The sequence below is a fragment of the Flagellimonas marinaquae genome (genome assembly GCF_023716465.1).
GTDB lineage: Bacteria > Bacteroidota > Bacteroidia > Flavobacteriales > Flavobacteriaceae > Flagellimonas > Flagellimonas alginolytica.
On record NZ_CP092415.1, the window covers coordinates 2,968,272 to 2,994,766 of the forward strand.

Below are 26,495 nucleotides of genomic sequence, written 5' to 3' on the forward strand. Positions count from 1 at the left end.
AATCATTTGCAACACAGTTGCACCAAAATATTTTTATCTTTGCATTGTGAAAGTTGTAGCAATCATTTTATCGTTTTATTTCTTGGCACTCAATGTAGTGCCTTGTAGCGATGCGACAAATAGTGCCGATGATACCCAAGTTGTTACAGTAATTGATATTGATGGCGACCACGACCAAGACTGTGAGTTATGCTCGCCTTTCTGTCAATGTCATTGTTGTCACGTTCACACGATAAATTTTGGGCTTGTTGCATTTCAACCGCTACAGCCTGCTATTCCTCAAGAATTCTTTGCCCATTTCGATGACCTTGGCAAAGATATTCCCCATTCCCTTTTTCAGCCACCTCGGGCATAATTCAGTTTTCATAGGATAACTATATCCTTTTTTGAAGTTTTCCTAATGGGAATGCTCAACTATGTTTTTGCTACGCGAAAACGCAAACTCGTTTTTTAACTGAATTAATACATTAATCTATGATTAACAGAATCATTGATTTTTCAATCAATAACAAATTCATCATTGGTCTGTTCACGTTGACTCTTATAGGAGTTGGCATTTGGTCAATGGCAACAGTAAACCTTGGGTCTGTCCCAGATATTACCAATAATCAGGTGCAGGTCATCACGCAATCGCCCAATCTGGGAACGGAAGATATTGAACAGTTCGTAACCTATCCCGTAGAACTATCTATGGGTAATTTACCAGGCGTTACAGAAATAAGATCTATCTCACGCTTTGGCCTTTCCGTAGTTACTATCGTTTTTGAAGACGATATGGGAACCTATCTTCCTCGACAGCTGGTACAGGAAAAACTAAACGAACTGGGCGAATCTATCCCTGAAAAATTTGGAAGTCCATCTATGGGTCCCATCTCTACTGGTTTAGGTCAAATCTATGAATACACTATAAAGCCAGAGGAGGGTTTTGAAAACAAGTATTCGCCTATGGAACTGCGCACCGTGCAAGATTGGGTTATCAAACGACAACTCACATTACTGGAAGGCGTGGTAGAGGTCAACTCTTATGGAGGCAGTATTAAACAGTACGAGGTCACTGTCAACCCAGATAAGTTGAATAGTTTGGGTATTAGTATTTCACAAGTGTATGAGGCTCTCGCTCGGAACAATGTGAATACAGGCGGTGCTTACATAGAAAAAAATAAAATGTCAAATTTCATAAGAGGTGAAGGTCTTATTCGCTCTTTGGAAGACATTAAAGATATTTCGATTATTAACGAGGGCAACATTCCCGTAACTATTGGAGATGTTGCAACACGCGTCCATTTTGGGAATCAGGTACGTTATGGTGCTTTTACGCAAGACGGTAAGGAAGCCGTGGGAGGAATAATAATGATGCTAAAAGGTTCAAACCCTAATGCGGTTATTCAAAATGTTAAGAATCGTATGGCAGAAATTGAAAAATCCCTGCCAGAAGGTCTCACTATCGCCCCTATCATTGATCGTAGTGAGCTAATTGCCAGAACGACCGATACCGTTAAAACCAATTTACTGGAAGGCGCCCTAATCGTGATATTTGCCCTTGTTTTATTGTTGGGTAGTTTAAGAGGTGGCATCATAACGGCCACGACCATACCGTTGTCCTTGCTTTTTGCCTTTATATTAATGAAGCAATTTAATGTATGGGCAAACTTAATGAGCTTGGGAGCTATAGACTTTGGGATTATTATAGATGGTGCCGTGATTATTATAGAAGGAACGGTGTATGAGATCCAAAAACGGATTAGGTCTGGAAAGCTAAAATTCAATCAAGGCGTAATGGATAAAGTAGCCTATGATGCCGGAACCACGATGATGGGTTCTGCTTTTTTCGGGCAGATCATTATCCTTATAGTTTTTACACCTATACTTTTCCTTACAGGTGTAGAAGGTAAAATGTTCAAACCGATGGCATACACCTTTGGTTTTGCTATGATAGGTGCAATTATTCTGTGTCTTACCTATGTCCCAATGATGTCTGCGCTTTTTATGAAACCAGTTCAAAACACCAAAAGCTGGTTTGGCAAATTTGAGCGTTGGCTTGAAAAGATAAGTGATAAAATTATTGGTGCTATACATAGTGCTTATAAGCCATTATTAAAAGGTGCACTGCGGCTTAAGCTTATCGTGTTATCATCTTCTGCTGTTCTACTTATTATTGCTGGTTTTATATTTTCTAATATGGGTGGAGAATTTGTGCCGCAGCTCGATGAAGGAGATATAGCAATGCAGGCGTTTATAAGACCAGGAAGCTCGCTCACAGAATCCATTGAAGTTTCAAAGAAAATAGAAACTATCCTATTAGAAAATTTTCCTGAAATTAAAACGGTAACAGCACGTATAGGTGTGGCAGATATACCTACAGATCCTATGCCTATGGATATTGCAGATATGTACATCATTCTCAATAAGGATATGGACGAGTGGACAACTGCTTCTACTAAAGAAGGTTTGATTGAAGCCATAAGGGATAAACTGGATGATGAACTCGTCGGGGTTAATTTATCATTTACCCAACCGGTCGAATTAAGATTTAATGAGCTTTTAGAAGGCGTAAGAGAGGATATTGCAGTAAAGCTATATGGCGAAGATTTAGAGGTGTTATCAGACAAGGTTCAGGAAATGGCAGCTATTATAAAGACCGTTCCTGGCGCGGGCGATGTGAGTGCAGAACGTACAGCTGGACTACCACAAATGACCGTAAAGTTCAGACGAGATAAAATGGCGCAATATGGACTGGATATTCAAAAAGTAAATGATTACATAAGTACTGCTTTTGCAGGTGGTACCGCTGGCGTCATTTTTGAAGGCGAGAAACGATTTGATCTGGTGGTACGATTTGATGAAAGCCATAGAAAAAGTATTGATGACCTGCGCACGATGTACATCGATCTTAAGGATGGAAGCCAGGTACCCATTATTGAAATAGCAGAGATTGAATACGTGCCTGGACCTATGCAAATCTCACGTGACAATACGTATAGAAGAACCTATGTAGGTGTAAATGCACGAGGCAGAGATGTGGAGTCTGTTGTAAAAGATATACAACAAAAGTTAGATGAAGAACTGGACTTGCCATCAGGATATTATATTACCTATGGTGGAGAGTTTGAAAACCTACAAAGCGCTAAGGATCGTTTAACAATTGTTGTGCCCATCGCCCTGTTCTTGATATTTGTACTGTTATACTTTGCCTTAAAATCCTTTTCACAATCGCTAATGATTTACATCGCGATACCCTTGGCGGCCATTGGTGGTGTGTTTGCTTTATGGCTTCGAGATATGCCATTTAGTATTTCGGCAGGTGTAGGATTTATTGTGCTATTTGGTGTCGCAGTTCTTAACGGGCTGGTACTTATTAACCGATTTAATTCTTTAAAGGAAGAAGGTGTTACAAGCATAAAGGATAGAATATTTCAAGGGACTAAAGAACGTATTCGCCCCATTATGCTCACGGCTACCACAGATATTTTTGGGTTTTTACCTATGGCATTTTCCACATCAGCCGGTGCAGAGGTGCAACAACCGCTCGCTACGGTAGTTATTGGTGGGATGCTTACGGCCACCCTACTCACGTTGATAGTACTTCCTGTACTCTATATCTTTATAGAAAAGCGACGTGAGCGCAAAGACCAGAACAAGATTGGTTCGTTTAATCCGCAAGCATTGACCACGATTTTAATACTTGGTTTTATGTTAGGTGGTACCGCTTTGGCGAAAGCGCAACAAACACAAGCACCTGTGCCAGACCTCATTGTTCAGGATAGCATTACACCCATTACCTTATCTCGGGCTGTAGAAATTGCCAAAGAGAATTATCCAGCACTCAAGACGAGCCAACTCGAAATAGAAAGACAGAGCGCACTCACGGGCAATGCCTATGACTTCGGTAATACTAAAGTATTTACAGGTGGCGAAGAAGTGGCAGATGGTCAGGGCATTTATACCTTGATAGGTATCGGTCAACAAAATATTGATCTATTGGGAATAGGTGCCAAAAAACGCTTGCAACAACAACGCATCCAGTTAGCCGAAACAGCTTTTGACCTATCTGAAATCCAGATAGAACTGGAAGTCAAAAAAGCCTGGTCAGAAGCTTTTCAGGCAAAGAAGAAATTTGTTCTTTATCGAGAACTGGACAGCATTTATGGTCAATTTGCACAATCTGTAGAACTCAATTTTGAAGTCGAAGCCATTTCGAGACTGGAATATGCTGCTGCGCGCAATCAAGCGTTACAGATAACCAACAGGTTTCAGCAGGCAGAAACAGATTATTTAATCGCATTACAAAAACTCAATCTTTGGTTGACACCAGATACGATGTACACCGTAGCTGATGAATTTGAAGCTACCGAAATTTCGGTGTTAGAGACTGATGATACATTGGATGAACATCCCGAGTTATCGCTTTCGCGAAAGCGTATAGACGAAGCACAAGCAAGCTATGATGCAGCAAGGGCAAGCTTACTGCCCCAGTTTAATCTGCAAGGTGGCCTGCAACGTGTAAATGGCGATAGTGGTTTCTACACCTATCAGGCAGGGATTTCCATACCGCTGTTTTCTGGCCCAGACCGCAGCCGCGCAAAAGCTGCTAAACTGGATGCACAGATTGCAGAAACCAATGCCGCATTCAAACAACGCGAGCTGCAATCCCAATATACACAAGCACAGCAAAATTATACACGATGGCGAGATACTTGGTTTTTCTATAAAACCGAAGCTCTGCCACTTGCCATAGACCAGCGCAAAGGCGCATTGCTCGCCTACAAAGAAGGTGCGCTTGATTATGCAGCATTCACGCAAATTATACGTGATGCCATACAGACCGAAATGGATGCACTGGACGCACTCGATAATTATTTAGAAGCCTTGTTTAAACTACAATATTTCCAAAACTAAAAAAAGATGAAAAAATTAAAATATATACCGATTACCACAATGCTTATGGCATTGACATTATTCAGCTGTGGCGAGTCAAAAACTGAAGATGGCCACGATGAAGCCACCCATTCTGAAACAGAAGAAAATCACTCTGAAGGGGAAGATGAAGAAGATAATATGGCAGGCGAAGCTAAGGAAGTAATGCTCACGGCACAGCAGTTTGAAGCCTTACAGATGGAAATTGACACGCTCTCACAACGTTATATGAGCGGTTATGTAGAAGCAAATGGCACGCTGGAAGTACCACCCCAAAACGAAGCATCCATTACCGCCATAACAGGAGCAAATGTGGCATCCATAGAAGTAATAGAAGGTGATGAAGTGAAAAAAAATCAAGCGGTTGCCTATCTCTCACATCCCAGCATCATACAGATACAGAGCGATTACTTAAATGCACACAGCAACAGTCGGTTTTTAAAACAAGAATACGAACGTCAAAAAAGGCTTTATGAAGCTGGTGTGGCATCTGGTATGAATTTCCAAAAGGCAACGGCAGACTATCAGTCATCTACCGCAATGGTAAACGGGCTGGAAGCACAATTGCGACAGTACAACATCAATGTGAATGGCGTGCGCAATGGCACTATCTACCAGCGTGTTGCATTGCGCAGTCCCATTGCAGGGGTTGTAGAAAAAGTTTTTATAAAAACTGGACAATATGTGGAGCCACAGACCAACCTAATGGAAATAGTAGATACAGACCACGTACACGCAGATTTAATGGTTTTCGAAAAAGATGTTGATAGGGTAAAAAAAGGTCAACAAGTACGATTTAGCGTTCAATCAAGACCAGGAACGGAACTCGTTGCCGAAATTTATTCAGTAGGAAAAACCTTCGAGCAAGATCCCAAAGCGGTGCACGTACACGCAGAAATTGAGAACAAAGGTGGTGGTCTTATCACAGGAATGTACATTAAAGGTAGGATTGAAGTTGATAACGATGAAACCGCTGAAACCGCATTACCAGAAAGTGCCATTATTACAGAAGGTGGTAGGGATTATGTGTTTAAAGCGCAAAGGGAAGGCAACACTTGGAGTTTTATACCAGTAGAAGTCACTACGGGCGAGAAGGATGGTGACTGGATAGCCATACGTTTTTTTGAAACCCCAGATTCCAACACGCGTTTTGCATTCAATAATGCCTATTACCTTATGGGAGAAATGAAAAAAGGAGAGACAGAACACGAACATTAAAAGATATGAAAGAGGCAAGAAAAAGAAATTTAAAAGAAGCCAGAACACTACAGATTTGGAACGTTATTTATGATGTTATTGAAGTGGTGGTCTCGCTTATAGCAGGATTTACGGCAAATAGTTCGGCTCTGATAGGTTGGGGATTGGACAGCACGATTGAAGTGGTTAGTGCGGGAACATTAGGCTGGCGACTACACGGCGAGATTAAAGGTATCGATGAAGAAAAAGTAAAACGAAGACAAAAAATCACGTTAAACGTAATTGCAGTTTCCTTTACGCTCATCTGTATTTTCATTTCCTACGATTCCATTACAAAGCTTATAAATAAAGAAACCGCAAACTGGAGCACGATGGGACTGATTATATTATTGGTTTCCCTGGTTGTAAATCCTATCCTGATCTATTTCAAAAGAAAGTATGGAAAGAAATTAGACAGTCCAGCCTTGCTGGCTGATGCTAAAGACACCTTTATTTGCTTATACCAAACCGTGGTCGTACTTATAGGATTGCTATTGGTCAACTGGTTAGGCTGGTGGTGGGCAGATCCTGTGGCGGCATTACTTATCGTTCCGTACGCTGCAAAAGAAGGCTATGAAGCCTACAATAAAGCTAAAAATATCAATTATAACACCGCACAAAATGACTGAAATTGAAAAAACATTAAATGACCATAACGTGCGTCCCACCGCAATGCGCATCTTGATTTATAAGTATATGGCCGATAGGGATGCCGCCATCGCCCTGACTGATATTGAGAATGCTTTCGCAAAAGCGGATAGAACCACATTGTACCGAACCCTAAAAACGTTTGAAGAAAAAAACGTGGTGCATCACATAGATGACGGAACTGGAATCTCTAAATACGCACTTTGTGAAGAAGGCTGTAATTGTGAAATAGAACAGGATTTGCATTTACATTTTCATTGCACTAACTGTGACGAAACAGTTTGTTTAACGGAACAAAAAATCCCGCATATCAATTTGCCAGATGGATATTTGGCAGAGGATGTTAATCTCGTGGTTACGGGAATATGCGAAAAATGCAGCAGTAATTTACTTTAATAAACAAACGAACAAATTAGATTGATTTTGAAAAAAAGCACTTTTATAATAACTAAAATGGACTGCCCTTCAGAAGAGCAGATGATTCGGATGAAGTTAGAGTCTTATGCTCAAGTAAAACACTTGGATTTTGATATTCCAAACAGAAAATTGGAAGTATATCACGTGGACGACGTCAAGGCGATAAAAACGTCTATAGCCAGCTTAAAACTTGGGGATTCCTTAGAAGGAACCACAGAAGCCGAACCACCCGTAATGGAAGACCAATCCAAACAAAAAAGAATCCTATGGTGGGTCTTGGGCATCAACTTTGGCTTTTTCGTTATCGAAATGACCACCGGTTGGATTTCTTCTTCGATGGGTCTTGTGGCAGACTCATTAGATATGCTGGCAGATTCCATCGTATATGCATTAAGCCTATTTGCGGTAGGCGGTGCCATTTCAAGAAAAAAGAAGGTTGCGAAATACAGCGGATACTTTCAGATGGCATTGGCAACACTTGGGTTTGCAGAGGTCTTGAGAAGGTTTTTTAGCAATACCGAAACACCCTTGTTTCAATGGATGATTATCGTTTCAATTTTCGCATTGGCAGGTAATTTGATATCGCTCTGGCTCATCAACAAGGCAAAGAGTCAAGAGGCTCATATGCAGGCAAGTGCCATTTTTACATCCAATGATATTATTGTTAATGGTGGTGTTATAGTAGCTGGGGTGCTGGTTTATTTTCTGAATAGTAAATGGCCCGATTTAGTGATTGGCGGCATCGTTTTCACTTTTGTAATGCGCGGTGCATTGAGAATATTGAAATTATCGAAGTAGTTTTTAAAATGATATCAAACTTGATTAGAACATATGAAAAAGAAAAAAATAAACTTACGTGACTTAGAACCAAAAAAACAACAAGGCGAGCACAGTCACGACGATGGCCATAACCATAGCAGCCCTGAAGAAATTTCAAATTTTAGAACCTATCTACCGGCTATTTTCAGCTTTGTGATGTTGATAGCCGGAATCGCTATTGATTACTTTGATGCGTTTCCTTTCTTCAAAGGATGGATTCGCATAGTATGGTACACGGTAGCCTATATCCCTGTTGGTTTTCCGGTGATAAGAGAAGGCTGGAAAAGTATTAAAAATGGTGATTTCTTTACCGAATTTTTCTTGATGTCCATAGCCACTTTAGGGGCGTTCGCTATCGGCGAATATCCAGAAGGCGTAGCCGTAATGTTATTTTATGCTGTGGGCGAACTGTTCCAGAATGCGGCCGTTAACCGTGCGAAGGGAAATATAAAAGCCTTACTCGATGTAAGACCAAATGAGGCTTTGGTTTATCGTGATGGTGATTTTGTTTCAGTAAATCCCGAGACTGTTGAAATCGGTGAAAAGATACAGGTACGTGTAGGCGAAAAAGTTCCTCTTGATGGCATTATACTTTCTGAAAAGGGTTCTTTTAATACTGCTGCCTTGACAGGCGAAAGCAAACCTGATACAATTGCTAAAGGCGATACCGTTTTTGCTGGAAGCATCAACCTTGATGGTGTAATCGAAATCGAGACGACCAAGGAATTCAAGGATAGTTCCATTGCACGAATTCTGGATATGGTACAGAATGCAACTGCCAGAAAATCAAAGACCGAACTGTTCATCAGAAAATTTGCTCGGATTTATACGCCAATCGTTGTATTCCTTGCCATCGGACTGACGTTTCTACCTTACTTTTTTGTAGATGATTATGTTTTTAGGGATTGGCTCTATCGAGCATTAATATTCCTTGTGATATCCTGTCCTTGTGCTTTAGTCATCTCTATACCGCTGGGCTATTTTGGCGGATTGGGTGCGGCATCCCGCAACGGTATTCTTTTCAAGGGTGCTTCCTTTCTCGATGCAATGACCCAAGTGAACACGGTCGTAATGGACAAAACAGGAACTGTTACTAAAGGGGTTTTTAAAATCAAGGAAATCAATTCCATCACATTTGAGGAAACCGAGTTTATGAAGTATTTGATGGCGATGGAAGAGCAATCCACTCATCCTATCGCCAAGGCGATTCTCGAATATAAAGCTGACGGCTCGGATTATGAAGCGACTAATGTTTCAGAGGTTGCCGGAAAGGGATTGAAAGGAACTGTCAACGGGAAAACGGTGTTGGTAGGTAACAAGGCTTTGATGACCTCAAACCGCATAGAAGTCCCCTCGGAAACAGATGGTATTGTAGAATCAATCGTTATGGTGTCTATTGCTGGGGAATTTGCAGGTTATGTAACCATTGCAGATGAACTCAAGGATGATGCGCACCAAGCCATTAAACAAATTCGGGATTCAGGAATTTCCAAAATTATAATGCTATCCGGCGATAAGGATTCTATAACTCAACAAGTTGCAAAAGAGTTAAATATCGATTGGGCGAAAGGTGGGTTGTTACCCGAAGATAAACTGAATGAAGTTGAAGAACTTAAAAAGCAACCTGAAACGAAAGTCGCATTTATTGGCGATGGCATTAACGACGCACCCGTTTTGGCGGCAAGTGGTGTAGGTATTGCGATGGGTGGTTTGGGTAGCGACGTTGCTATAGAAACAGCCGATGTTATCATACAGACCGACCAACCCAGTAAGATTGCAAGAGCGATTAAAATTGGTCGATCAACGCGAAGAATTGTCTGGCAGAATATTGGGTTGGCATTTGGTGTAAAGGTTATTGTCCTCATTCTCGGTGCAGGTGGATTGGCCACGATGTGGGAAGCCGTATTTGCTGATGTAGGTGTTGCGTTGCTTGCTATCCTCAATGCCGTCAGATTGCAGAAAATGAAGTGGCAATAGGTCTTTTAATAAAGGGACTTATAGAAATACAGCCCCATAAATTAAACATTTTATGAAACGCAACGAATCCAGAAAAGAGATACTTAAAAAGACCAAATAAACAGAATGTTTGCGAACACCTACAATTTTAAGTGGTTGGATTTTGTATGCGATGTTTGTGCTCATTATTTTTTAAGTTTTCTTTACAAATATAGACCGTGGAGTATAGTCAACGGTCAAGCGAAATGTAGACTTTATTTTTAAGGTATATGCAAATGGGCCAGTTGTCCAAGAAAACAAGGTTTTCCGGTGATACCATATGCTTTTATAAAAGAAGGGTTTGATGCCGATGTCTCAAAGGAAGATGAATGCAACAGTTATAGGAATTACTCCGATGGAACTTTGGAAAAACTTCTTGTCAATGATGAAATGAAAGGCTTTGGGGTTACCTTAAATGAGATTTCAGATTTTTTTGGGCTATTGGAATTCAATACAGCTGCGTGTGAGAATGTATCACAAAAAATGCTTGAAAAGGTAAGGTTGATCGATAAGAAAATAAAAGAGTTGAAAGAAATGAAGAGCCTGATTATTGGAAGCTTGGATTCCTGAGCGTCCCAAGAAAGCAAATCGGAAAATTGCCCCTTGATTTCAGTAAATTTTTAGTTGAACGCTCAATTTTTCAGAGTAGCACATAACTTCTAACGGAACTCCATTCGGTATATATCCTCTATTTGGTGGTGCAAGATTTGATAATCCTTTAGCCTATCAAACCGATTAAAGGTGCCCTGCAATAATATTTTTTAGAAAGAATAGACCAAATGTTTTCATAAAAAGATGCTATTGTTACGTAAAGTATTTTTTAAGGAACCAGTGATACATTACTATCTTAAAGACCAGATTAAAATTGAGTTTTCCTTAAAATTTGTGATATAAAGTTTGTTCCTGTCGAACAGAACATCAGTTGGATATACGATGTTTTCTGTCAATATCTGAAGCAGTTGGCCCTTATGGTCAAAAATTAATACCCGACTATTTTCTTGGTCGGTGATGGCCAATTCATTGACGTTTAAAGCAATTCCTGAAGCCACGTTTATTTTCTCATTTTGTCCGATGGTGGCAATATGGTTGCCTTCAAAATCAAAAATATGGATCCTGTGGTTATAGGCATCAGCCACGTAAACCTTGCCGTTTTTCATCTTTACATCTATAAGGATAGTATAGTTTCCCATCCTTATGTCCCTGTTTACCGATGGTAAAACTTTTATTAGGGGTCTCCACAATAATACGATGGTTATAAAAATCAACGACCAAAATGGTGTCCCCATATATGGAAACACCTGCCGGTGCCTGTGGAGTCTTATTTATTTTCATGGGGCTTAACCTGCTATTTTTATATTTCCAAATGGAATCGGTCAAAAACTCTGGAATATAAAGTGCACCCTTTTCAAAATGGATGTTCATCGGTCGTTGGATGCCCGTGATGGAATCCAATACTTTTCCGTTCAGGTCTATTTTATACAGCCGGAAATAATCGGGGTCCGAAAACCAGATGACATCCCTATCCTTTGCCAATGCCAAGGGACGGGATTCTTCGGGAAGCGTAATCTTTCGTTCAAACTGCCACTGTTTTTTGTGCCTCTTACAACCGGATATGAAAAGAACCAAGAAAACAATTGAGAGGATACTAACTAGTTTAGAATTCATATAAGTAGTTTAAGACGATAAAAATCAGGACAAGCGAGGGAACCGTCCATAAAGACCATGAACTGATACTGCGTTTGCCAACGGTATTTTTGCACGGTTTCCCTTTGTTGCACTTTCTTGAACCTTTGAAATTTTTGTAGTGGGGAATCCCAAGAACAACTACCGAAAAGGTGCTCAGATAGGGTTGTACGGGATGCAGCCATTCAAAGTTTCCGGCCAAAACTCCCAATCCTGCCCCGAACGATAAAAATACGGGCACAAGACAGCACATCAGGGGTAGAAAAGAGGTAAGCAAGCTTGTGCCCAACATCAATTTTAAAGTGGTCCTCATTGAATCCGTTCCATTTTTGATATCGTAAGTATCCATTGGCCTGGAAGATTGTCATCTTCCACATCGTCCACTGTGCCACTCACCGTGACGTTGCCCTCCGTCATTTTTTCAAGATATTCTGTTGAAGTGGCTTGCGACACCAAAAATTGTTCCCGGGGGCTGGCTACCAACCATTGGCCATTTTCTTTACTTAGTTTGCCCGAAACGGTCACCGCTGCTTTTTTAGCGGAAACCCCGTTCTTTTTCACTTCCTCTTGAATGGCCCCCAAAGTGAGTTCGTTCTCAGCGGCCAGGTCAAGATAGGCCCTTCCATCATTGAGACTGACACGGACCTTCTGAAGACCGTCCATCTTTTTCAGCCCCCGTTCCAGGCCATAGGCACAAGGGGCACAATCCATCCCGTACACTTCCTGATCCACATAGGTTATCTGGGCGCTTAGAGTGTCCACAACCAACAAGACCATTATTATCACCAATACACTATTTTTCATCATACTCAACTTTTTAAAAATTTATCGCTATCTATAACCAATAGCTCAGATTTATCGCTACTCGGTATTTTCCCTTACAGCTCCTGGAGTCAGGTTCTGTACCGCCGGGAACATAGCGCCAAAGGATATGCCCCACGCACCGTACAGTCCCAAAAAAGATGGGCCGACCAGAACCTTCGTGCTTCTCGTGCCAGAATCGTTCAGGTTTCCCTCATAGATGGCCTCACCGGGAAACTCGGCCAACGATTCAATGAAAATGCGCCAATCGGGTTTTGGATAATCACCCATAAAAATATTGGGGCGATACCCCACAACGGCAGAGGCATAGGGCAAATCCCCCAATTGTTCGCCGTTTTTCCCGAAATAATAGTGGTATCCTCCCCCGAGCCATCCATACCAGGTCCGTGAAGCATAGCCAGTTGAAATGGCGGCGTGTACGGATTGGCCGACGTTGACCTGTCCGCGTACATCATCGGTGGGTGTGGAAACACCAAAAACAGCGGTTGACTCAAAGCGCTTGCCCACACCAAAGGCGTTGGAAAAAAAACGGTACCAAAGAGAAGCCTCGATATCTCCGTTTGCGGGCATATTGCTGTTGCCCCGGGTCCTCGGTGCGTTATCCAAACGCCCGATCATTGTCGGTGTGGTCAAATTGACCTGCAAATCTTCGGTAATTCCATAGGAAAATAGATAACGCAACATATACAAGGTTTCATCTTCCGTGCTTAGGGTCATACCAGCCACATTCAGATCCACTCCGCCCTTGGCAAGGGTCGGGGTCTGTAGACCATACAAGGGGCCGTGGCATTGAGCCACCGCTACCCCCGTGAAAGCCAATTGGAATATCAATACCAGATAGTTGATTCTTACCGGTAACTTCGTGATTTTTTTGACAATCATTTTTAGCTGGTTTTTATGAGGTCTGTCCAATGCCCGCCTCCGTCAATCTTTCTTTGGTAATGGACGAGTCCTTACAACAATCCAACAATTTTCCGTTGACCGCAACCGCTGGTAATTTATGTACTCCGTATTCATTCATCTTAGCGAGACAGGTCTTATCGCTGAATTGCTCAACCAAATCGTATGTGGTTACTTCACATTCATCGCAAGCCAGTTCCCGAACCATTTCGACGACAGGGTCACAGATCGGGCAATTGGCGGTAAAAACTTCTACTTGACGTTTCATCTTTCTGTTTTTGAATTGTTTATTTCTTCTTTCCATTGTCATCGGATCCAAACAACGAATCAAAGGTAGGAAGGAGGGTAGGGTGGTCTCCAAACAATATTAAAAAAAAATGGCCCTTTTTTTTGGGCCATTGATCGTATTGCTTTTTGGTAAAGTTTATTTGTCGCTATAGTCTTCCAGTTTGGCCTTAAGGGAGGCTATTTCCTTCATTTTATCCGTAAGACTGTCCAATTCCAGATTAGGGAACTGCTTCCTGATAAATTCAATACGGTCTTCATTGCCACAATTCCCAGGGCAGGCTTCCACGGTTTCTGAAATCTTGATGGCAAGTGCCTTTCGATAGGTTTCGTCAAGCAACAGGAAGTAGGCCTTCTCCAGTCCCTTCTGGGCTGCCTTGAACTGTATCAGTATCTTCTCCGGGTCCGTATCCTCATCCAGCATTTTAACGAGACCGCTTATTTGCCCATTGATACTTTGCAACCTCGGTTTTAAGTCCTTGCTTAAATCTCGTGGTATCATTGATTTTAAATTTTGTAACAAAGTAATGAGGCTCCCAGGGTGGTCCCCAAATAATTTTTCAAATTTACTCGCAACATAGAGAGCCTTCCTGAACGGATGGACAGGCAACGGTGCCATACGAGCAAAAGACACAGCAATCGCCCGCTTTTGGCCTTAAAACCTCCTTGCAATTTTCACAATCGTAAAAGAATTGGCAAGCCGTGGTCGGCATCAGTTCTTTCTTGCGGTGTCCGCATTTGGGACACGTAATGGTGGATTCTAACACAGTTTTCATTATTCGATGATCTTATATCCGGTTTTTTTAATGGCAGATGCTATATCATTGGCACTTACCTTACTGTTATCAAACTTTACGACAGTCAGGGATGTCCCATAATTTGCATCTACTTCCAAAATGCCCTCTAGTTTGTTGACCTCGTTTTCAATATGGGCCTCGCAACCTGCACATGTCATTCCCTCTATGGAATAAGTCAATTCACTTACGTTACTTTCAGATACATAGACTATTTGCCTCTCGGCATTTGAGTTAGGATAAAATATTTTAGAATAGTAGGGAAATGCCAACATTGTACCTGCAAAAATGGTAATCAAAAACAGGAAAGTCTTGGATTGTATGAACTTAGGTCTATCATCTTCACAGGCGCAATCAATATCCTGTGGACGTGGTTTTAATTTTTGATACCACGCAAATCCAAGAATCAAAACGGTCACACCCATTAAAATAGGTCTGTACGGCTCTATCCAAGAAAATGTGGAAGCAATTCCAGTAGTGCCGGAAAGCAGAGCCAAGACAGGGGTGATACAGCACAGTGAGGCCACGAAAGCTGAAAATAATCCAGTAAATGCCATTCGGTTGGATGTCATCGTTTTTTTCATGTTATGCAATTTTCCTTTCAGAGACCACATTGCTCAAAATAGCAGCCAAGAACGCTTGGTTTTCCTTTGAAATACGATATAATATCGTTTGTCCTGCTCTACGGGCAGAAATGACATTTGCATCCTTCATCTTACGTAAATGTTGGGAAATAGCCGGTACGCTCATTACTAAAATATCGGCAAAATCACAGGGGCACAGTTCTGTTTCCCGTTGCAACAAATACAATATTTTAAAACGAACTTCATTGCCGGCCAGTGCCATAACTTTGCTTATTGCCTCGATAGAAGTTGTAACGCCGCTCAAATCTTCCTTGCATCTCAATATTTGAACATGATCGGCCTCTGCCCGGATACAACTATTTTGAATATCCATATGAACGATTTTCAACTAAATTACAATTGTATAATAATTTAAGCAAATACTTAAATATGTAATTTCTATCCACGACCGTTTTTCTTAAGGATGGAATCCAAACGAATGATCTTCTATTGGAGTTTTTGTTCTTTTCCTTAGTATTCTGGTTGGATAAGCTTTTTTGGATTATCAATGATCCTTGATTTTAAAGCCTAAGATATATATGCTCAACCCACCACTTGATTCACTTTGCTGGGATAAATCGAAAACATCGGAACAAACTTTTATACTCGGGTCTTTACCCAAGTGGTTCAGATCATATGGTTTTCCACTTTGAATGACACCATGGCCCAACACCCCGACCAATCCTTTGCACCAAGGTAAACGTCGCATCCTGTCACCGGACAAGGGACGGCATAAAGCCGCCAATCGCTTTTTATTCCGTTTCCTTGCCGCTCCACAGCCTGCCTCCCGTTTGGATTTCCATGCAAATATTGTTTAACCTTAAATCCAATGATTATGTATTTAGACAGATTGCAACAGGACGAGGTCTTCGTACCGACCCAGGTAAGACCGTTAAATGAACTGACCCCAATGCCCTCCCGTAAAGGGCTGGAACGCGCCATTGTCAGCAATGGCAAGATTGTCAATATTGTGTCCAAGAGCTATGGGCACATCGCCAACGAGCTTTTCTTCAAAAAAGCGGAACAGATGCTCATCGATGCGGGTCTTGACTACCACCGCCAGACCATCAACCGCTCGGACCGTACCTTCTGCATGGACTTTATCCTTTCCGACAGCTCCCAGTTCTCGGTGGGCAATGGAGAGGATACCATTCTGCCCATGCTGCGGTTTACCAACTCCTACGATGGGAGCGAGCGCACCTCGGGACATTTTGGGTTCTACCGCCAAGTATGCTCCAATGGCCTGCACGTGGCACAGGCAGAGATTGCCTTTTCCATCAAGCACAGCACCAACGGCGCCCACTTGATCATGCCCGAGATGGAGGGGCTGTTCAAAAAGTTCATGGACAACGAGTTCTATACCATCTCCGACAGGTTCAGCCAAATGATGGCCGTCGAACTGGTGGACACCAAGACCTTCGTAAGGGAAGTGCTGGAACGTACCAAACTGTTCCGTTATGAGTGCAGCGACAAGAACGCAAACCCGTCCAAAAAGGCCCGTGAGGTCATCGACATATTGGACAATGAGGCCGTATTGTTGGGCACTGCCCCAAACCTCTGGTTGGGCTACAATGCCTTCAATGCCGTATTGCACGGTACCCTGAAACGAAGCTTTTCACGTCAAGAGCGTCTGGACAAACAACTCTTCCAGACCGTCCTTGACATGGCCTAAGTGTCCCGGTCGGTCATCAAGAGGGCACAACCCATGAAGGGATCGCCATTGCCAATACATCGACTCCCGGTACCTGAAGTATCGGGAGTTTTTTTGTTCGGTCATCAAAGCATTTAAATACTATCAGGAATCGGTCAAACAAGGAAGCCCAACGTCCAGTGCTTTTTCACGTCATCCCCGGCAAACCCTTCTTGGGGCTTTGCTCGTGGATTCCTAAAGCCCTGTCGTTGGTCTGGTGATTTTAAGGGGTTCATAATAAAAGAAGCCTTTGGTTGTTTTTCGGGGCATCGAAAAACAGGGCAGTGCCCAAGGACTTCCAATCAGGACGCCATCCCCTTAGCTCGCTTAACTTTCCGTACGCTCGCACGGGTCTGGGTCGGAAGGAATTCCTAGGGCCCTTATGGAACCCGTCAAGGCCAAGCGGGTTTTGCTCACAAATAGGGTTTCCACTTCCTAGTTTTTAGCCCTTCGGTAAAAACCACGTCGCAGAGCCTCCCGATTTCCTCCCAAAAGCCTTGACTGAACCCCCTTCTTTTATTGTGCTGCGCACCCAAGAAGCAAACAAACACCCCTTAAAATCCGCACACAATTGCATGGAGATACGGGGAAATCAGTAACCCGTCTGCCAAGAGGGCAGGCATTTAAAACCTTTTATTATGAGCAGTTTAAGAAACAAAGTACAGTTGATCGGTAACGTGGGGCAAGACCCAGTGATCACCAACTTGGAAAATGACAAAAAAGTTGCCCGTTTGTCCTTGGCGACCAATGAGCATTACAGGAACAAAAAGGGCGAAAAGGTCACCAATACCGAATGGCACAACGTGACCGCCTGGGGCAAGACCGCCGACATCATCGAAAAGTTTGTAATCAAGGGAAAGGAACTTGCCATTGAGGGAAAACTGACCTCCCGATCCTATGAGGACAAAGAGGGCAACAAGCGCTATGTGACCGAAGTGGTAGCGAGTGAGATTTTACTGTTGGGTGGAACCACCAGCGAGGAATAGAGGTTACGGGTGCCCTGTCTTTCTTTGGATTGGGCGCCCCATTCCTTTTTTAACCTGTAACAAGAAAAAGATGGAACTCAAAGTCAACGAAATACAGATCAGTTATCGGGAAAAGCTCTCTACCCTCAAATCCCTGTCGGTGACCAACTCCAAGGAGGTGGCGGAACTGTTGTTCCAAAATTGGGACAATCAGACCATAGGCCTGTACGAAACTTTTAAGATCGTATTGCTGAACCAGTCCAACAAGGTCAAGGGCATTTATCCGCTCTCCCATGGGGGCATCACGGGAACCTTGGTGGATGTGCGCATCCTGTTTGCCCTAGTACTGAAAACCCTTTCCGTGGGGGTCATCCTGGCACACAACCATCCCTCTGGGCAGCTCAAGGCAAGTTACCAGGACAAACAATTGACCCAAAAAATCAAAGAGGCCGCACAGCTTTTTGATGTCAAGGTATTGGACCATATCATTCTGGCACCCGATGGACGGTATTACAGTTTCGCAGATAACGGAATCCTATAAATGTTGTAGAAATGGACGAAAAGACAACAACATCCGAGCCTGAAAATGCAGAAGCATATCAACATGACCCAAGGGACTATCCCGATGGGTTCGATCCGAGCCTTTATGATTTGTAAACAATGAATTTTTAAACATTGAAACATGGTCTATTTGAATTTTACAAACCTCGATAGCGAAACCCAGGAACGTTTGCTTTCCAGTTCCAAGGAAGATGTGGAATATCGTTCCGGGACCGAATTGCGCCAATTTGCAGAAATCCATGATAAGGACTATGAAGCCCTCTTGGGCCTGCCCTGAGCGGAGTCGAAGGGAAGCCATGCGAAATCTATACCATTATGATTTTGTATTTAATATGTGAACCCTAAACACACTATCCAAGCCCATCCATTATGATGGGCTTTTTTATTGGTTCGTGGTTGGTTTTTAGGTGGGTCGAACACCCAAAAACCAATTTGGGAAATTCTTGTTTGTAAAGTACTGGGCAACCCCAAAGAATACCTATCCCTTATTTGACCGCAAGTTCGCCCTTCAAAAATGTTCCCATCAAAAGACTACGGCATAAACCGTTCGTACCTCACTATTTATTCCGTTTCCTTTTGAGCTGAAATTTTGGGAGGTGCGGGGATGCCATCAAATAATTGATAACTTAAAATCATGTATTATGAAAGCAATTGTAAAAAAGTCGTTGGAGATCCCGGCAAAGAAACACCCAAAGAAAAGCGTTGTCAAAAAGACAGCTGATGCCACGGTGGACAAAACCTACTCCCTGGTGGTCAATCTCTGGATATTCCGGTATGAATATTACAGGGAACAGACCGACACCGTCCCATCGGAGGACTGACTGGAACAAGGCCCTTGAAAAAGGGTCTTTTTTTTTGGCGTTCCGGGGGAACACCTGACGTTGTGGAAACCCAGAAATGCCCGTTCCATATATTCCGTGGGCAAATGATGCCATTTGCCCACAGAACGCATTTTTGTACCCCGGGGAATGTGGGTATATTTAAGATGCTGCACCGCAGCACAGTTTGCACGGCATCCCAACCTGATTTGACTTTCCCAAAGTCCGTGCTCCATAAGGTATAATATGATAAGGGACGGCGGTCTTTTCAAGACGGCTTGTGCGATGCTTTTTTGGGCCGCTGCACAAAAAGGAGGAGCAAGAGGGTAGCACGCTCGCGCGTCCTTCCGATCATAGTTGCTGCGCAAGGCCCCTGTTTATGGGGGTTTGTGATATTTTAAAAAATAGGGTCCTTGGCGTTTTTAGCGTAAAAATCCGCTGGGGCCAATAAAACCAAGGAATTTTTAAGCTAAAAATGGATAGAGGATACGAAAAGGAAGCGTTTCGGACCGTGTGCATCAAAATATCGGTGCTCGCCAAATTCAAGGGCTTTTCCAAGCGGCAAGGGAAATCCCATTCCATGACGCTATTGGCCATGGTGGAGTTTTTTGAGCACAACGGGATCTCCCCGGACGAACGGATGCACGAGACCATCGCAAGTCTCAAATATCTCATCAAACGCCGCTTCAATGCCATGGTCGCCATTATGCGCAGCATTGAAAAGGAACAGACCCTGCCCACCGTTAGCATGATCCAGGCCCTCTTTGAGCAGGAACTGGAATCCGATGATGAGGAATGGGACAGCGATTTTGATTTTATCGAACAGCAATTGACCGAGGCCAAGCCATCCAAGGAGATGGAATCTTTTGATGTGGAGGTCACCGTGCCCAAGATCCGTTATGACCGTTTGGAAGAACAAATGGAGGAGCTCAAGGAGGATTTTACCTATGTGCTGGACCATGTGAGCGTATACCACAACCGCTTTGGGAAGGACCACCTCAAATTGGACCTCAATCCCGAGGCCATTGAAAAATACCGTACAAAACTTAAAAAGAAGTAATTATGTACATCGCCATCACACGCCAACAACTGGGGGACAATTTTAAGGGGAGTGCCCGGGATTTTGTCAACTATCTGGAAAAGGAGAACGAAGGGAGGGAACCGGAACTACAGGAAGGGTATTTCAATCAGGAAGAGAACAACATCGATGCGGAGCGGGTCATTGCCGAGATCGACGCCAATACGGCCAAGCTCAAGAAACGGGAGCCCAAATTCTATTCCCTGGTGGTGAGCCCTTCCCAAAGGGAACTCCAGCATATCGGAAACGACCCCGAGAAACTGAGGCAATACACCCGGCAGGTTATGAATACCTATGCGGCCTCCTTTTACCGGGACCGTGAAGTGACCGTCAAGGATATCCTCTATTTTGCCAAGCTGGAACGTGAACGCACCTATTCTGAAAAGGACCGGCAAGTCAAGGAGAACCAAGCGAATGCCACTAAGATACTGGAACTCCAACACCAGGTCAGGGCCATACAACAAGGCCGGGGACAAGGGGATATCGCCCAACTTCAAGAGCGGATACAAATCTTGGAACGGGAAGCCCCCCACCAACAGCACGGCAAGCGCATCGTTCCGGGGATGGCCAAGGAGGGCCACCAAAGCCATATCCATATCATCGTCAGCCGAATGGATAGGACCAATACCCATAGCCTTTCCCCGGGCTCCAAGTTCCGAACTTCCGAGACCACCCTTCATGGACAGAACGTCAAACAGGGCTTTGATCGGGATAAGTTCTACAGGGCAGCGGAAAAGACTTTTGACAAACAGTTCGGGTACAAAAGAAATTTTGTGGAGACTTATCATGCCCGCAACCTCTTGGACAAGGATCCCAAACGCTTTTTTTCGGCCCTCTTGGGCTTGCCGACGAATGAACGGCAGGCGGCCAAGCAATTGTTGTTCAAGGCGGGCATCAAGGTGCCGACCATCCCCACCAACAAGGCCCAATTGGCCTATAAGGCGATGATGCAGCTCAAAAAAGGAATCGGAAAGGCCTTGGAATCGGGGTCGATCGGAATTTAAAACAGTGTTGCTATGGAAAACATGGGATGGATTGAAATTGGAATTGGTTTGTTGTTTGGGGGAGGATTATCCTACGCGGCTATTCGGTATCTCAAAAACGGATTTATTTACTTTATAGCGGGTCTTATGGTACTCGTTTTGTCCATAGGATGGATGAAGGGTTGGGACATACTTTTGGAACAGTCCTTGGGCCTGTGGCTCCCCTTGTTTTTTCTGCATACTGTCCTCTATGGGCTGGTGGATTACTATAAGGATTCCACTAGACCTTCCAAGGTGTTCGAGGTCAGATTAAGGGTCAAGGGCAGGTCCCTGGTCCTGGGGAATATTCGCAGGGGCGTGTCCGTGATGGCCTCTGCCGGAAGTGGGAAAACCGAAAGCGTCATCTATGGCTTTTTGGAGCATTTTAAAAAAGAAGGTTTCTCAGGGGTCATCCACGATTACAAGGATTTTGAGATCACGGAAATGGCCTGTCCCCTTTGGAAAGATCAAAAGGTGCCCTTCCATATCGTGTCCTTTGGGCCGATCTACCATCGGGTGAATCCCATAGCCCCCCGCTACCTGCCCGATGAGGAGAGTGTCCACGAGGTGTCCCGGGTATTGTTGGAAAACCTGATGGAACACCGGGATTCCGATGAGAACAGTACCTCCCGTTTTTTTAAGGATGCAGCGGAAGGACTGATTAGTGGACTGATATGGCGGCTCAAGACCGAATACCCCGATTTTTGTACGCTGCCCCATTTGATGGCCCTCTACCAACAATTGGGCACTAAGAGCCTGATCAAGTTTCTGAGGGAGAATCTTACCTCACGCGCTATGGCCGATGCCTTTATCAGTGGGGTGGGGTCGGAGCGGCAGACCGCTGGGGTCATGAGTACCTTGGCGAATGCCATCAAAAAGATCAGTACCCGAAAGATTTTTATGGTATTGTCCGCCGATGAGATTCCATTGGACATCAATAATGAAAAGCATCCCTCGGTCATTGCTTTAGTGAACAATCCACAAAAAGATGCTTCCCTGTCCCCGGTGATCGCCACCATTACCCATACCATTTCCAAACAAATGTCAAGACGAAACCGCAAACCTTCCTTCATGCTGTTGGAAGAGGCTTCTACACTGCGCTTGTTGAACATGCACCGCATCCCGGCCACCCTGCGGAGTTATGATATTGTGAGCGTGTATGTCCTACAGGACAAGGTTCAGAACGATATGATGTATGGGGATAAGGCCAGTAAGGCCATTTTGTCCAATCTGTCCTATCAGTTCTTTGGAAAGGTGAACGATCCCGATACAGCTCGATATTACGAACGTTTTTTTGAGTTGGTGAAAATACCCACAAGGAGCGTGAGCAAGAGCTCGGGGCTGAGTATGGAGCGACGGATCACAGAAGGGGAAAAGGAGGTGTCCAAGCGCAGGGCAGAGGTGTTTTTTCGGTTAAGGCAGGGGGAGTTTGTGGTCTTTGCGGACGGGAAGGACCGAAAGGTCCAGTTTCCAAGACCGGATATTCCAAAAGGCTTGCCCAAGCCCCTTGAAATCAAGGAAGGGGATTTGGAGCGACATTATTTAAAAGTCCATCGGGAGGTCAGGTCGATATTTGAACCTGATAAGTAGTGGTCGGAGAACAGAATGCTATCCGATGGTAGGAGTAGGTGATTTAAAAGCGGGTTCATTGCCACACCACGCTGTCTTTATCAGCCGTCTGTGCCCCCATCACCCGCAAGGTGCTGGCCCATTCTTGACCGCGGTGTGGCAACTATATGGTAAATTTACGAAAAAGGGTTGGAGGCAACTTTATTACAGGCGATGATAAAGGACTTTCTTACTCTGAACTGTCTACCCCATCCCATCAATAAAGGTTTCCACAAAGTCTTTTATCTTACCCAATATCCTGTCAGATGAGGTGGCTCTCTCCCTAAGGCTGGGTCTTTCGTTCATAACGGCAATAATCGAATCTCGTAAGGGTTCTTTTTCCGTGAACAGGTAATTGCTGACCAAATCAACCAACTTCTGGTAATCCAAGTTTTCTTCTTTGGCCAATTGAAGTATGGCTTTTTTCTTCTCTACCGTCCAAAAGGATTCAAATTCATTGGCTACCAGTTCCGAGTCGGTTATCAATGGTAGATTTTCTGCTATAAATTTCTCGATCAGCTCTTTTTTACTTCTCAATTGGGTTTCCGAGGCCAATATATCCGAGATCGCTTTCCGCTGTTCTTCTTGCTCTTTTGGCTCTGAGTCGTGGAGTTTGGCCAACAGGGTCAGAATATAAGTGACATTTATTTCATCCCTTCGGATCAGTTCCAGTTCAAAATCGATGTCGTTTAGAATAGATACTTTCTCCTTCTGCGTTTCTGATCTTATGGTGTCATATAAATCCAAGTACTTGCTCTTGTAGTTCTCAAAGGTTTGCTCATCCATCCCCAAATCCTCAAAACTAAATTCGGTGAACGTGCCAAGTACATTTTTTACGCGCATCAATTCCCTAAAGGCCTTTACAAATTCCAGTTCTTCTGCTTCAGAAGCCAAATCGTTCACACTGTCAAAGGTAGGTGCAATGGCCTTTACACGCTCAACGGCTTCATCGAACTTTTCAATGTAATCCTCATAGGGCTGCACTATGATCTCTTCAATGGCTTCCTTGTTGGAAAATAGGGTTATGGCCTCGTCAGTGGGTTCTTTAAGGTTTCTGAAGGCCACAACATTTCCTTGGGATTTAACTTCATCCAATATACGGTTGGTACGGGAATACGCTTGGATCAAACCATGATACTTTAAGTTTTTGTCCACGTAAATGGTATTGAGCAGTTTACTGTCAAAGCCAGTCAAAAACATATTGACCACCAACAATATATCTACATTTCTATTTTTTACGCGCTTTCCAATATCCTTGTAATAGGAATAAAATTCATTGGTGGAATAATTGGTTTTGAACATCCCATTATAATCAGCTATAAACTCCTCCAATTTATCCCTTGTATGTTTTGTATCGTACCTTGATTGGGGTTCGCCCGCAAAATCATCATAATCCTCATCGGGGATAAAGCCCTGTGCGTCCTCATCCAATTGGTTGGCTTGGTAGGAGAAGATGGTGGCTACTTTCAAATCGTGTTCGCTTGCTTCTTTTTTGGTTTGAAACAATTCATAATACTTTATCAACGTCTTTACATTCTGAACGCAAAAAATGGCCGTATAACGTCGATTATGGGTTTTACGGTTGTGATTGTTGATTATAAAATCAACATTGTTCTCCAATCGCTCAGGAGCCTCCAAAACCTCTGCGGTATTGATGTCCTCCACTTTTATATCGACAACATCATCTTTCGGTTTTACGGTGTTCATATACTCGATAGAGAACTTTAAAACGTTCCTGTCCCGTATGGCATCGGTGATGACGTATTTATGCAGACACTCTTCAAACAAATCCTTTGTGGTTCTTCTACCCAGCTTGTTTTTTACTGAATTATCGGCGAAAATGGGAGTGCCCGTAAAACCGAACATTTGGGCATTGCCAAAGTAGTTTTTAATGGCATTATGGGTATCGCCAAACTGGCTACGGTGGCATTCATCGAAAATAAATACGATGCGCTCGTTTTTTAGCTTATCCACTTTGGTCATGTGTTTTGGTTTGGAAATGGCCGTATTCAATTTTTGGATGGTGGTAACAATGAGCTTGGTGTCATCGGAGAGCTGTTTCACCAAAGTACTTGTATTGTTCGTGGCATCAATGCTACCTTCGCTAAAGCTATTGAACTCTTTGATGGTCTGATAGTCCAAATCCTTTCGGTCCACCACAAAAACCACTTTGAGCACATCCTCTAAATTGGTAAGGATTTGAGCCGCTTTAAATGAGGTCAATGTTTTGCCCGATCCTGTGGTATGCCATATATAACCAAATTTGTTGCTGTTTTTCACACGCTCCACAATCGCCTCTGTGGCGTAATACTGGTATGGGCGCAGCACCATTAAGGTGTTGGCCGTGTTCAACACAATGTATTTGGTGATCATCTTGGAGAGATGGCATGGCTCCAAAAATGCTTTGGCAAACTCACTTAATTGGGTAATGATGTTGTTCTCCCTATCCGCCCAAAAGAAGGTTTGTTTAAAGGAACGTGCTTTTACAGGGTTGTTGGCAAAATACTTTGTGTTGACCCCATTACTGATGACAAAGAGCTGCACGTATTGGAACAAACCACTTCCTGAACCAAACGAATGCCGCTCATAACGGTTGATTTGATTGAAGGCCTCTTTCATTTCGAGGCCCCGTTTTTTCAGCTCTATTTGCACCAAGGGCAGACCGTTGATGAGTATGGTAACATCATAACGGTTTTTGTAAGAACCCTCCATGGTGATTTGGTGGGTGACCTGATACTGGTTTTTGCACCAATGCACTTGGTTGATCAACTCAACATAACCCGTTTCTCCGTTATCTTTTGCATAAGTGATACGGTCACGAAGTGTTTTGGCCTTTTCATAGATGTTACCTTTTGAGAGTTGATTGAGTATTTGCTTAAATTCTGACTCCGAAAAGTTGGTCTGGTTATGTTTTTCCAACTGCTTTTTTAAGTTGGTAACCAGTGCATCCTCATTGTTTATACTGACTTTTGTATAGCCCAAGTCCTGTAGCTGTTCAACAAGATTTTCTTCTAATATGTATTCGGGTTGGGTGGTCATTTATGTCTGATTTCTTCTTCTCTCAAAGTGTTCCAGTTCAAATTGGGCTAAAGTCTGGTTTTTTAGAAAATTAGCTCTAATGTATTCAATGATAGCCATATAATCACCACTATCGGGCATCTGAGTCCAGTTAACGATGGCCTTGGGCAAAACATTTGAATTTTTCGACAAATCAATTAATGACTCCTGAATGCGTCTATCCAGTGGAAAATGGGGTGGCTCAGGATAATCAAAAAGACACCATAGGTATTTTAACAAGAGATTGAGCAGTTTTTGACTGACACCAAAATTCAATCTATTGTTGTTGGATAGTATTTTACTGCCAAGATAACTGTGAGAAGCATCTGAAACACTTTTTATTTGATGCAAATGTGTTTCATCGTCAGTAACCTTATTGTCCTGATACATTGGCAATATGTTGATTTCAATATATTCTTGAAGGTACTTTTTGAACTTCTTTTTTTCATCACTTTTCGCACCTTTTACATACACATTTGCCCGTTGAAATGCTGCACCAAAGGTGAGTGTCCAAATCTCATTGTAAATAAATTTATGTTGGTATTTATCCATGATGAAAA

General features: G+C 43.2%; 28 protein-coding genes. 16 read left to right on the forward strand and 12 right to left on the reverse strand.

The window, feature by feature from the left end:
• The first annotated feature begins 46 nt into the window (after positions 1-46).
• The 8 genes from MJO53_RS16970 (at position 47) to MJO53_RS13135 (ending at position 10,599) form a co-directional block, all read left to right on the forward strand.
• Positions 47-355, forward strand: coding sequence for a DUF6660 family protein (locus MJO53_RS16970; RefSeq protein WP_313791018.1), 309 nt, complete (start codon positions 47-49; stop codon positions 353-355).
• A 119-nt stretch (positions 356-474) separates the two neighbouring features.
• Entirely contained in the window at positions 475-4,896 is a 4,422-nt protein-coding gene (locus MJO53_RS13105) for a CusA/CzcA family heavy metal efflux RND transporter (protein WP_252079397.1), read from the forward strand.
• 6 nt (positions 4,897-4,902) lie between these two features.
• Positions 4,903-6,132, forward strand: coding sequence for an efflux RND transporter periplasmic adaptor subunit (locus MJO53_RS13110; RefSeq protein ID WP_252079398.1), 1,230 nt, complete (start codon positions 4,903-4,905; stop codon positions 6,130-6,132).
• A 5-nt stretch (positions 6,133-6,137) separates the two neighbouring features.
• Positions 6,138-6,779, forward strand: a complete 642-nt coding sequence (locus tag MJO53_RS13115; protein WP_252079399.1) for a cation diffusion facilitator family transporter — start codon at positions 6,138-6,140, stop codon at positions 6,777-6,779.
• On the forward strand, positions 6,772-7,194 hold the full coding sequence (locus MJO53_RS13120; protein WP_015361364.1) for a Fur family transcriptional regulator: 423 nt from the start codon (positions 6,772-6,774) through the stop codon (positions 7,192-7,194). The genes MJO53_RS13115 and MJO53_RS13120 overlap by 8 nt, the downstream gene beginning before the upstream one ends.
• A 27-nt stretch (positions 7,195-7,221) precedes the next feature.
• Complete coding sequence (locus MJO53_RS13125) at positions 7,222-8,013, forward strand: cation transporter (protein WP_181898143.1); 792 nt, start codon at positions 7,222-7,224, stop codon at positions 8,011-8,013.
• 33 nt (positions 8,014-8,046) lie between these two features.
• Positions 8,047-10,011, forward strand: a complete 1,965-nt coding sequence (locus MJO53_RS13130) for a heavy metal translocating P-type ATPase (RefSeq protein ID WP_252079400.1) — start codon at positions 8,047-8,049, stop codon at positions 10,009-10,011.
• Between the two features lie 288 nt (positions 10,012-10,299).
• The gene (locus MJO53_RS13135; protein ID WP_252079401.1) at positions 10,300-10,599 is read left to right on the forward strand and encodes a MerR family DNA-binding protein; all 300 of its coding nucleotides are present in this window, start codon (positions 10,300-10,302) and stop codon (positions 10,597-10,599) included.
• Positions 10,600-10,871: 272 nt separating this feature from the next.
• Here MJO53_RS13135 and MJO53_RS13140 read toward each other — a convergent pair whose 3' ends face one another.
• From MJO53_RS13140 to MJO53_RS13185, 10 genes are all read right to left on the reverse strand, one after another.
• On the reverse strand, positions 10,872-11,186 hold the full coding sequence (locus MJO53_RS13140; protein WP_252079402.1) for a hypothetical protein: 315 nt from the start codon (positions 11,184-11,186) through the stop codon (positions 10,872-10,874).
• Positions 11,158-11,694 (reverse strand): hypothetical protein, encoded by a 537-nt coding sequence (locus tag MJO53_RS13145; protein ID WP_252079403.1) that lies wholly within the window; start codon positions 11,692-11,694, stop codon positions 11,158-11,160. Before MJO53_RS13145 ends, MJO53_RS13140 begins: the two co-directional genes overlap by 29 nt.
• A complete protein-coding gene (locus MJO53_RS13150; RefSeq protein ID WP_252079404.1) occupies positions 11,684-12,061 on the reverse strand; it encodes a hypothetical protein in 378 nt (125 codons plus the stop codon). The genes MJO53_RS13145 and MJO53_RS13150 overlap by 11 nt, the downstream gene beginning before the upstream one ends.
• Positions 12,022-12,519, reverse strand: a complete 498-nt coding sequence (locus MJO53_RS13155; protein ID WP_252079405.1) for a heavy-metal-associated domain-containing protein — start codon at positions 12,517-12,519, stop codon at positions 12,022-12,024. Before MJO53_RS13155 ends, MJO53_RS13150 begins: the two co-directional genes overlap by 40 nt.
• Before the next feature lie 54 nt (positions 12,520-12,573).
• Positions 12,574-13,416: a hypothetical protein gene (locus tag MJO53_RS13160; protein ID WP_252079406.1), complete on the reverse strand. Its 843-nt coding sequence runs from the start codon at positions 13,414-13,416 to the stop codon at positions 12,574-12,576.
• A 13-nt stretch (positions 13,417-13,429) separates the two neighbouring features.
• Positions 13,430-13,702 carry a thioredoxin family protein gene (locus MJO53_RS13165; RefSeq protein WP_252079407.1) on the reverse strand — a complete coding sequence of 91 codons (273 nt, stop codon included), beginning with the start codon at positions 13,700-13,702 and terminating at the stop codon, positions 13,430-13,432.
• A 156-nt stretch (positions 13,703-13,858) separates the two neighbouring features.
• Positions 13,859-14,221 (reverse strand): metal-sensitive transcriptional regulator, encoded by a 363-nt coding sequence (locus tag MJO53_RS13170; protein WP_252079408.1) that lies wholly within the window; start codon positions 14,219-14,221, stop codon positions 13,859-13,861.
• 64 nt (positions 14,222-14,285) lie between these two features.
• Positions 14,286-14,495, reverse strand: a complete 210-nt coding sequence (locus MJO53_RS13175) for a GDCCVxC domain-containing (seleno)protein (protein ID WP_127139850.1) — start codon at positions 14,493-14,495, stop codon at positions 14,286-14,288.
• Positions 14,495-15,097 (reverse strand): mercuric transport protein MerTP, encoded by a 603-nt coding sequence (merTP, locus tag MJO53_RS13180; RefSeq protein ID WP_252079409.1) that lies wholly within the window; start codon positions 15,095-15,097, stop codon positions 14,495-14,497. The genes MJO53_RS13175 and merTP overlap by 1 nt, the downstream gene beginning before the upstream one ends.
• 1 nt (position 15,098) lies before the next feature.
• On the reverse strand, positions 15,099-15,470 hold the full coding sequence (locus MJO53_RS13185) for an ArsR/SmtB family transcription factor (protein ID WP_252079410.1): 372 nt from the start codon (positions 15,468-15,470) through the stop codon (positions 15,099-15,101).
• Between the two features lie 501 nt (positions 15,471-15,971).
• Between MJO53_RS13185 and MJO53_RS13190 the strand changes: the two genes are divergently transcribed.
• The 8 genes from MJO53_RS13190 (at position 15,972) to MJO53_RS13225 (ending at position 22,860) form a co-directional block, all read left to right on the forward strand.
• Complete coding sequence (locus tag MJO53_RS13190) at positions 15,972-16,808, forward strand: DUF932 domain-containing protein (RefSeq protein ID WP_127139853.1); 837 nt, start codon at positions 15,972-15,974, stop codon at positions 16,806-16,808.
• A gap of 656 nt (positions 16,809-17,464) precedes the next feature.
• The gene (locus MJO53_RS13195) at positions 17,465-17,812 is read left to right on the forward strand and encodes a single-stranded DNA-binding protein (protein ID WP_163627718.1); all 348 of its coding nucleotides are present in this window, start codon (positions 17,465-17,467) and stop codon (positions 17,810-17,812) included.
• Between the two features lie 70 nt (positions 17,813-17,882).
• On the forward strand, positions 17,883-18,332 hold the full coding sequence (locus MJO53_RS13200) for a JAB domain-containing protein (protein WP_127139855.1): 450 nt from the start codon (positions 17,883-17,885) through the stop codon (positions 18,330-18,332).
• A 141-nt stretch (positions 18,333-18,473) separates the two neighbouring features.
• Positions 18,474-18,629 (forward strand): hypothetical protein, encoded by a 156-nt coding sequence (locus MJO53_RS13205; protein ID WP_239057501.1) that lies wholly within the window; start codon positions 18,474-18,476, stop codon positions 18,627-18,629.
• A gap of 364 nt (positions 18,630-18,993) precedes the next feature.
• Entirely contained in the window at positions 18,994-19,173 is a 180-nt protein-coding gene (locus MJO53_RS13210) for a hypothetical protein (RefSeq protein WP_127139856.1), read from the forward strand.
• A 472-nt stretch (positions 19,174-19,645) separates the two neighbouring features.
• Entirely contained in the window at positions 19,646-20,230 is a 585-nt protein-coding gene (locus MJO53_RS13215; protein WP_252079411.1) for a BfmA/BtgA family mobilization protein, read from the forward strand.
• Between the two features lie 2 nt (positions 20,231-20,232).
• Positions 20,233-21,252, forward strand: a complete 1,020-nt coding sequence (gene mobB, locus MJO53_RS13220) for a MobB family relaxase (protein WP_252079412.1) — start codon at positions 20,233-20,235, stop codon at positions 21,250-21,252.
• Positions 21,253-21,264: 12 nt separating this feature from the next.
• The gene (locus MJO53_RS13225; RefSeq protein ID WP_252079413.1) at positions 21,265-22,860 is read left to right on the forward strand and encodes a type IV secretory system conjugative DNA transfer family protein; all 1,596 of its coding nucleotides are present in this window, start codon (positions 21,265-21,267) and stop codon (positions 22,858-22,860) included.
• A gap of 222 nt (positions 22,861-23,082) precedes the next feature.
• On the opposite strand, the gene MJO53_RS13230 is transcribed toward MJO53_RS13225, so the two are convergent.
• Together MJO53_RS13230 and MJO53_RS13235 are read right to left on the reverse strand one after the other, a co-directional pair.
• A complete protein-coding gene (locus tag MJO53_RS13230) occupies positions 23,083-25,917 on the reverse strand; it encodes a type I restriction endonuclease subunit R (protein ID WP_252079414.1) in 2,835 nt (944 codons plus the stop codon).
• Positions 25,918-26,487, reverse strand: a complete 570-nt coding sequence (locus tag MJO53_RS13235) for a hypothetical protein (protein WP_252079415.1) — start codon at positions 26,485-26,487, stop codon at positions 25,918-25,920.
• Positions 26,488-26,495: the final 8 nt, after the last annotated feature.

Coding starts and splice junctions, on each gene's coding strand:
- MJO53_RS13105 (WP_252079397.1), top strand. CDS start 475: ATGATTAACAGAATCATTGATTTTTCAATCAATAACAAATTCATCATT.
- MJO53_RS13110 (WP_252079398.1), top strand. CDS start 4,903: ATGAAAAAATTAAAATATATACCGATTACCACAATGCTTATGGCATTG.
- MJO53_RS13115 (WP_252079399.1), top strand. CDS start 6,138: ATGAAAGAGGCAAGAAAAAGAAATTTAAAAGAAGCCAGAACACTACAG.
- MJO53_RS13120 (WP_015361364.1), top strand. CDS start 6,772: ATGACTGAAATTGAAAAAACATTAAATGACCATAACGTGCGTCCCACC.
- MJO53_RS13130 (WP_252079400.1), top strand. CDS start 8,047: ATGAAAAAGAAAAAAATAAACTTACGTGACTTAGAACCAAAAAAACAA.
- MJO53_RS13140 (WP_252079402.1), bottom strand. CDS start 11,186: ATGAAAAACGGCAAGGTTTACGTGGCTGATGCCTATAACCACAGGATC.
- MJO53_RS13145 (WP_252079403.1), bottom strand. CDS start 11,694: ATGAATTCTAAACTAGTTAGTATCCTCTCAATTGTTTTCTTGGTTCTT.
- MJO53_RS13150 (WP_252079404.1), bottom strand. CDS start 12,061: ATGGATACTTACGATATCAAAAATGGAACGGATTCAATGAGGACCACT.
- MJO53_RS13155 (WP_252079405.1), bottom strand. CDS start 12,519: ATGATGAAAAATAGTGTATTGGTGATAATAATGGTCTTGTTGGTTGTG.
- MJO53_RS13160 (WP_252079406.1), bottom strand. CDS start 13,416: ATGATTGTCAAAAAAATCACGAAGTTACCGGTAAGAATCAACTATCTG.
- MJO53_RS13165 (WP_252079407.1), bottom strand. CDS start 13,702: ATGAAACGTCAAGTAGAAGTTTTTACCGCCAATTGCCCGATCTGTGAC.
- MJO53_RS13170 (WP_252079408.1), bottom strand. CDS start 14,221: ATGATACCACGAGATTTAAGCAAGGACTTAAAACCGAGGTTGCAAAGT.
- MJO53_RS13175 (WP_127139850.1), bottom strand. CDS start 14,495: ATGAAAACTGTGTTAGAATCCACCATTACGTGTCCCAAATGCGGACAC.
- merTP (WP_252079409.1), bottom strand. CDS start 15,097: ATGAAAAAAACGATGACATCCAACCGAATGGCATTTACTGGATTATTT.
- MJO53_RS13185 (WP_252079410.1), bottom strand. CDS start 15,470: ATGGATATTCAAAATAGTTGTATCCGGGCAGAGGCCGATCATGTTCAA.
- MJO53_RS13190 (WP_127139853.1), top strand. CDS start 15,972: ATGTATTTAGACAGATTGCAACAGGACGAGGTCTTCGTACCGACCCAG.
- MJO53_RS13195 (WP_163627718.1), top strand. CDS start 17,465: ATGAGCAGTTTAAGAAACAAAGTACAGTTGATCGGTAACGTGGGGCAA.
- MJO53_RS13200 (WP_127139855.1), top strand. CDS start 17,883: ATGGAACTCAAAGTCAACGAAATACAGATCAGTTATCGGGAAAAGCTC.
- MJO53_RS13205 (WP_239057501.1), top strand. CDS start 18,474: ATGGTCTATTTGAATTTTACAAACCTCGATAGCGAAACCCAGGAACGT.
- MJO53_RS13210 (WP_127139856.1), top strand. CDS start 18,994: ATGAAAGCAATTGTAAAAAAGTCGTTGGAGATCCCGGCAAAGAAACAC.
- MJO53_RS13215 (WP_252079411.1), top strand. CDS start 19,646: ATGGATAGAGGATACGAAAAGGAAGCGTTTCGGACCGTGTGCATCAAA.
- mobB (WP_252079412.1), top strand. CDS start 20,233: ATGTACATCGCCATCACACGCCAACAACTGGGGGACAATTTTAAGGGG.
- MJO53_RS13225 (WP_252079413.1), top strand. CDS start 21,265: ATGGAAAACATGGGATGGATTGAAATTGGAATTGGTTTGTTGTTTGGG.
- MJO53_RS13230 (WP_252079414.1), bottom strand. CDS start 25,917: ATGACCACCCAACCCGAATACATATTAGAAGAAAATCTTGTTGAACAG.
- MJO53_RS13235 (WP_252079415.1), bottom strand. CDS start 26,487: ATGGATAAATACCAACATAAATTTATTTACAATGAGATTTGGACACTC.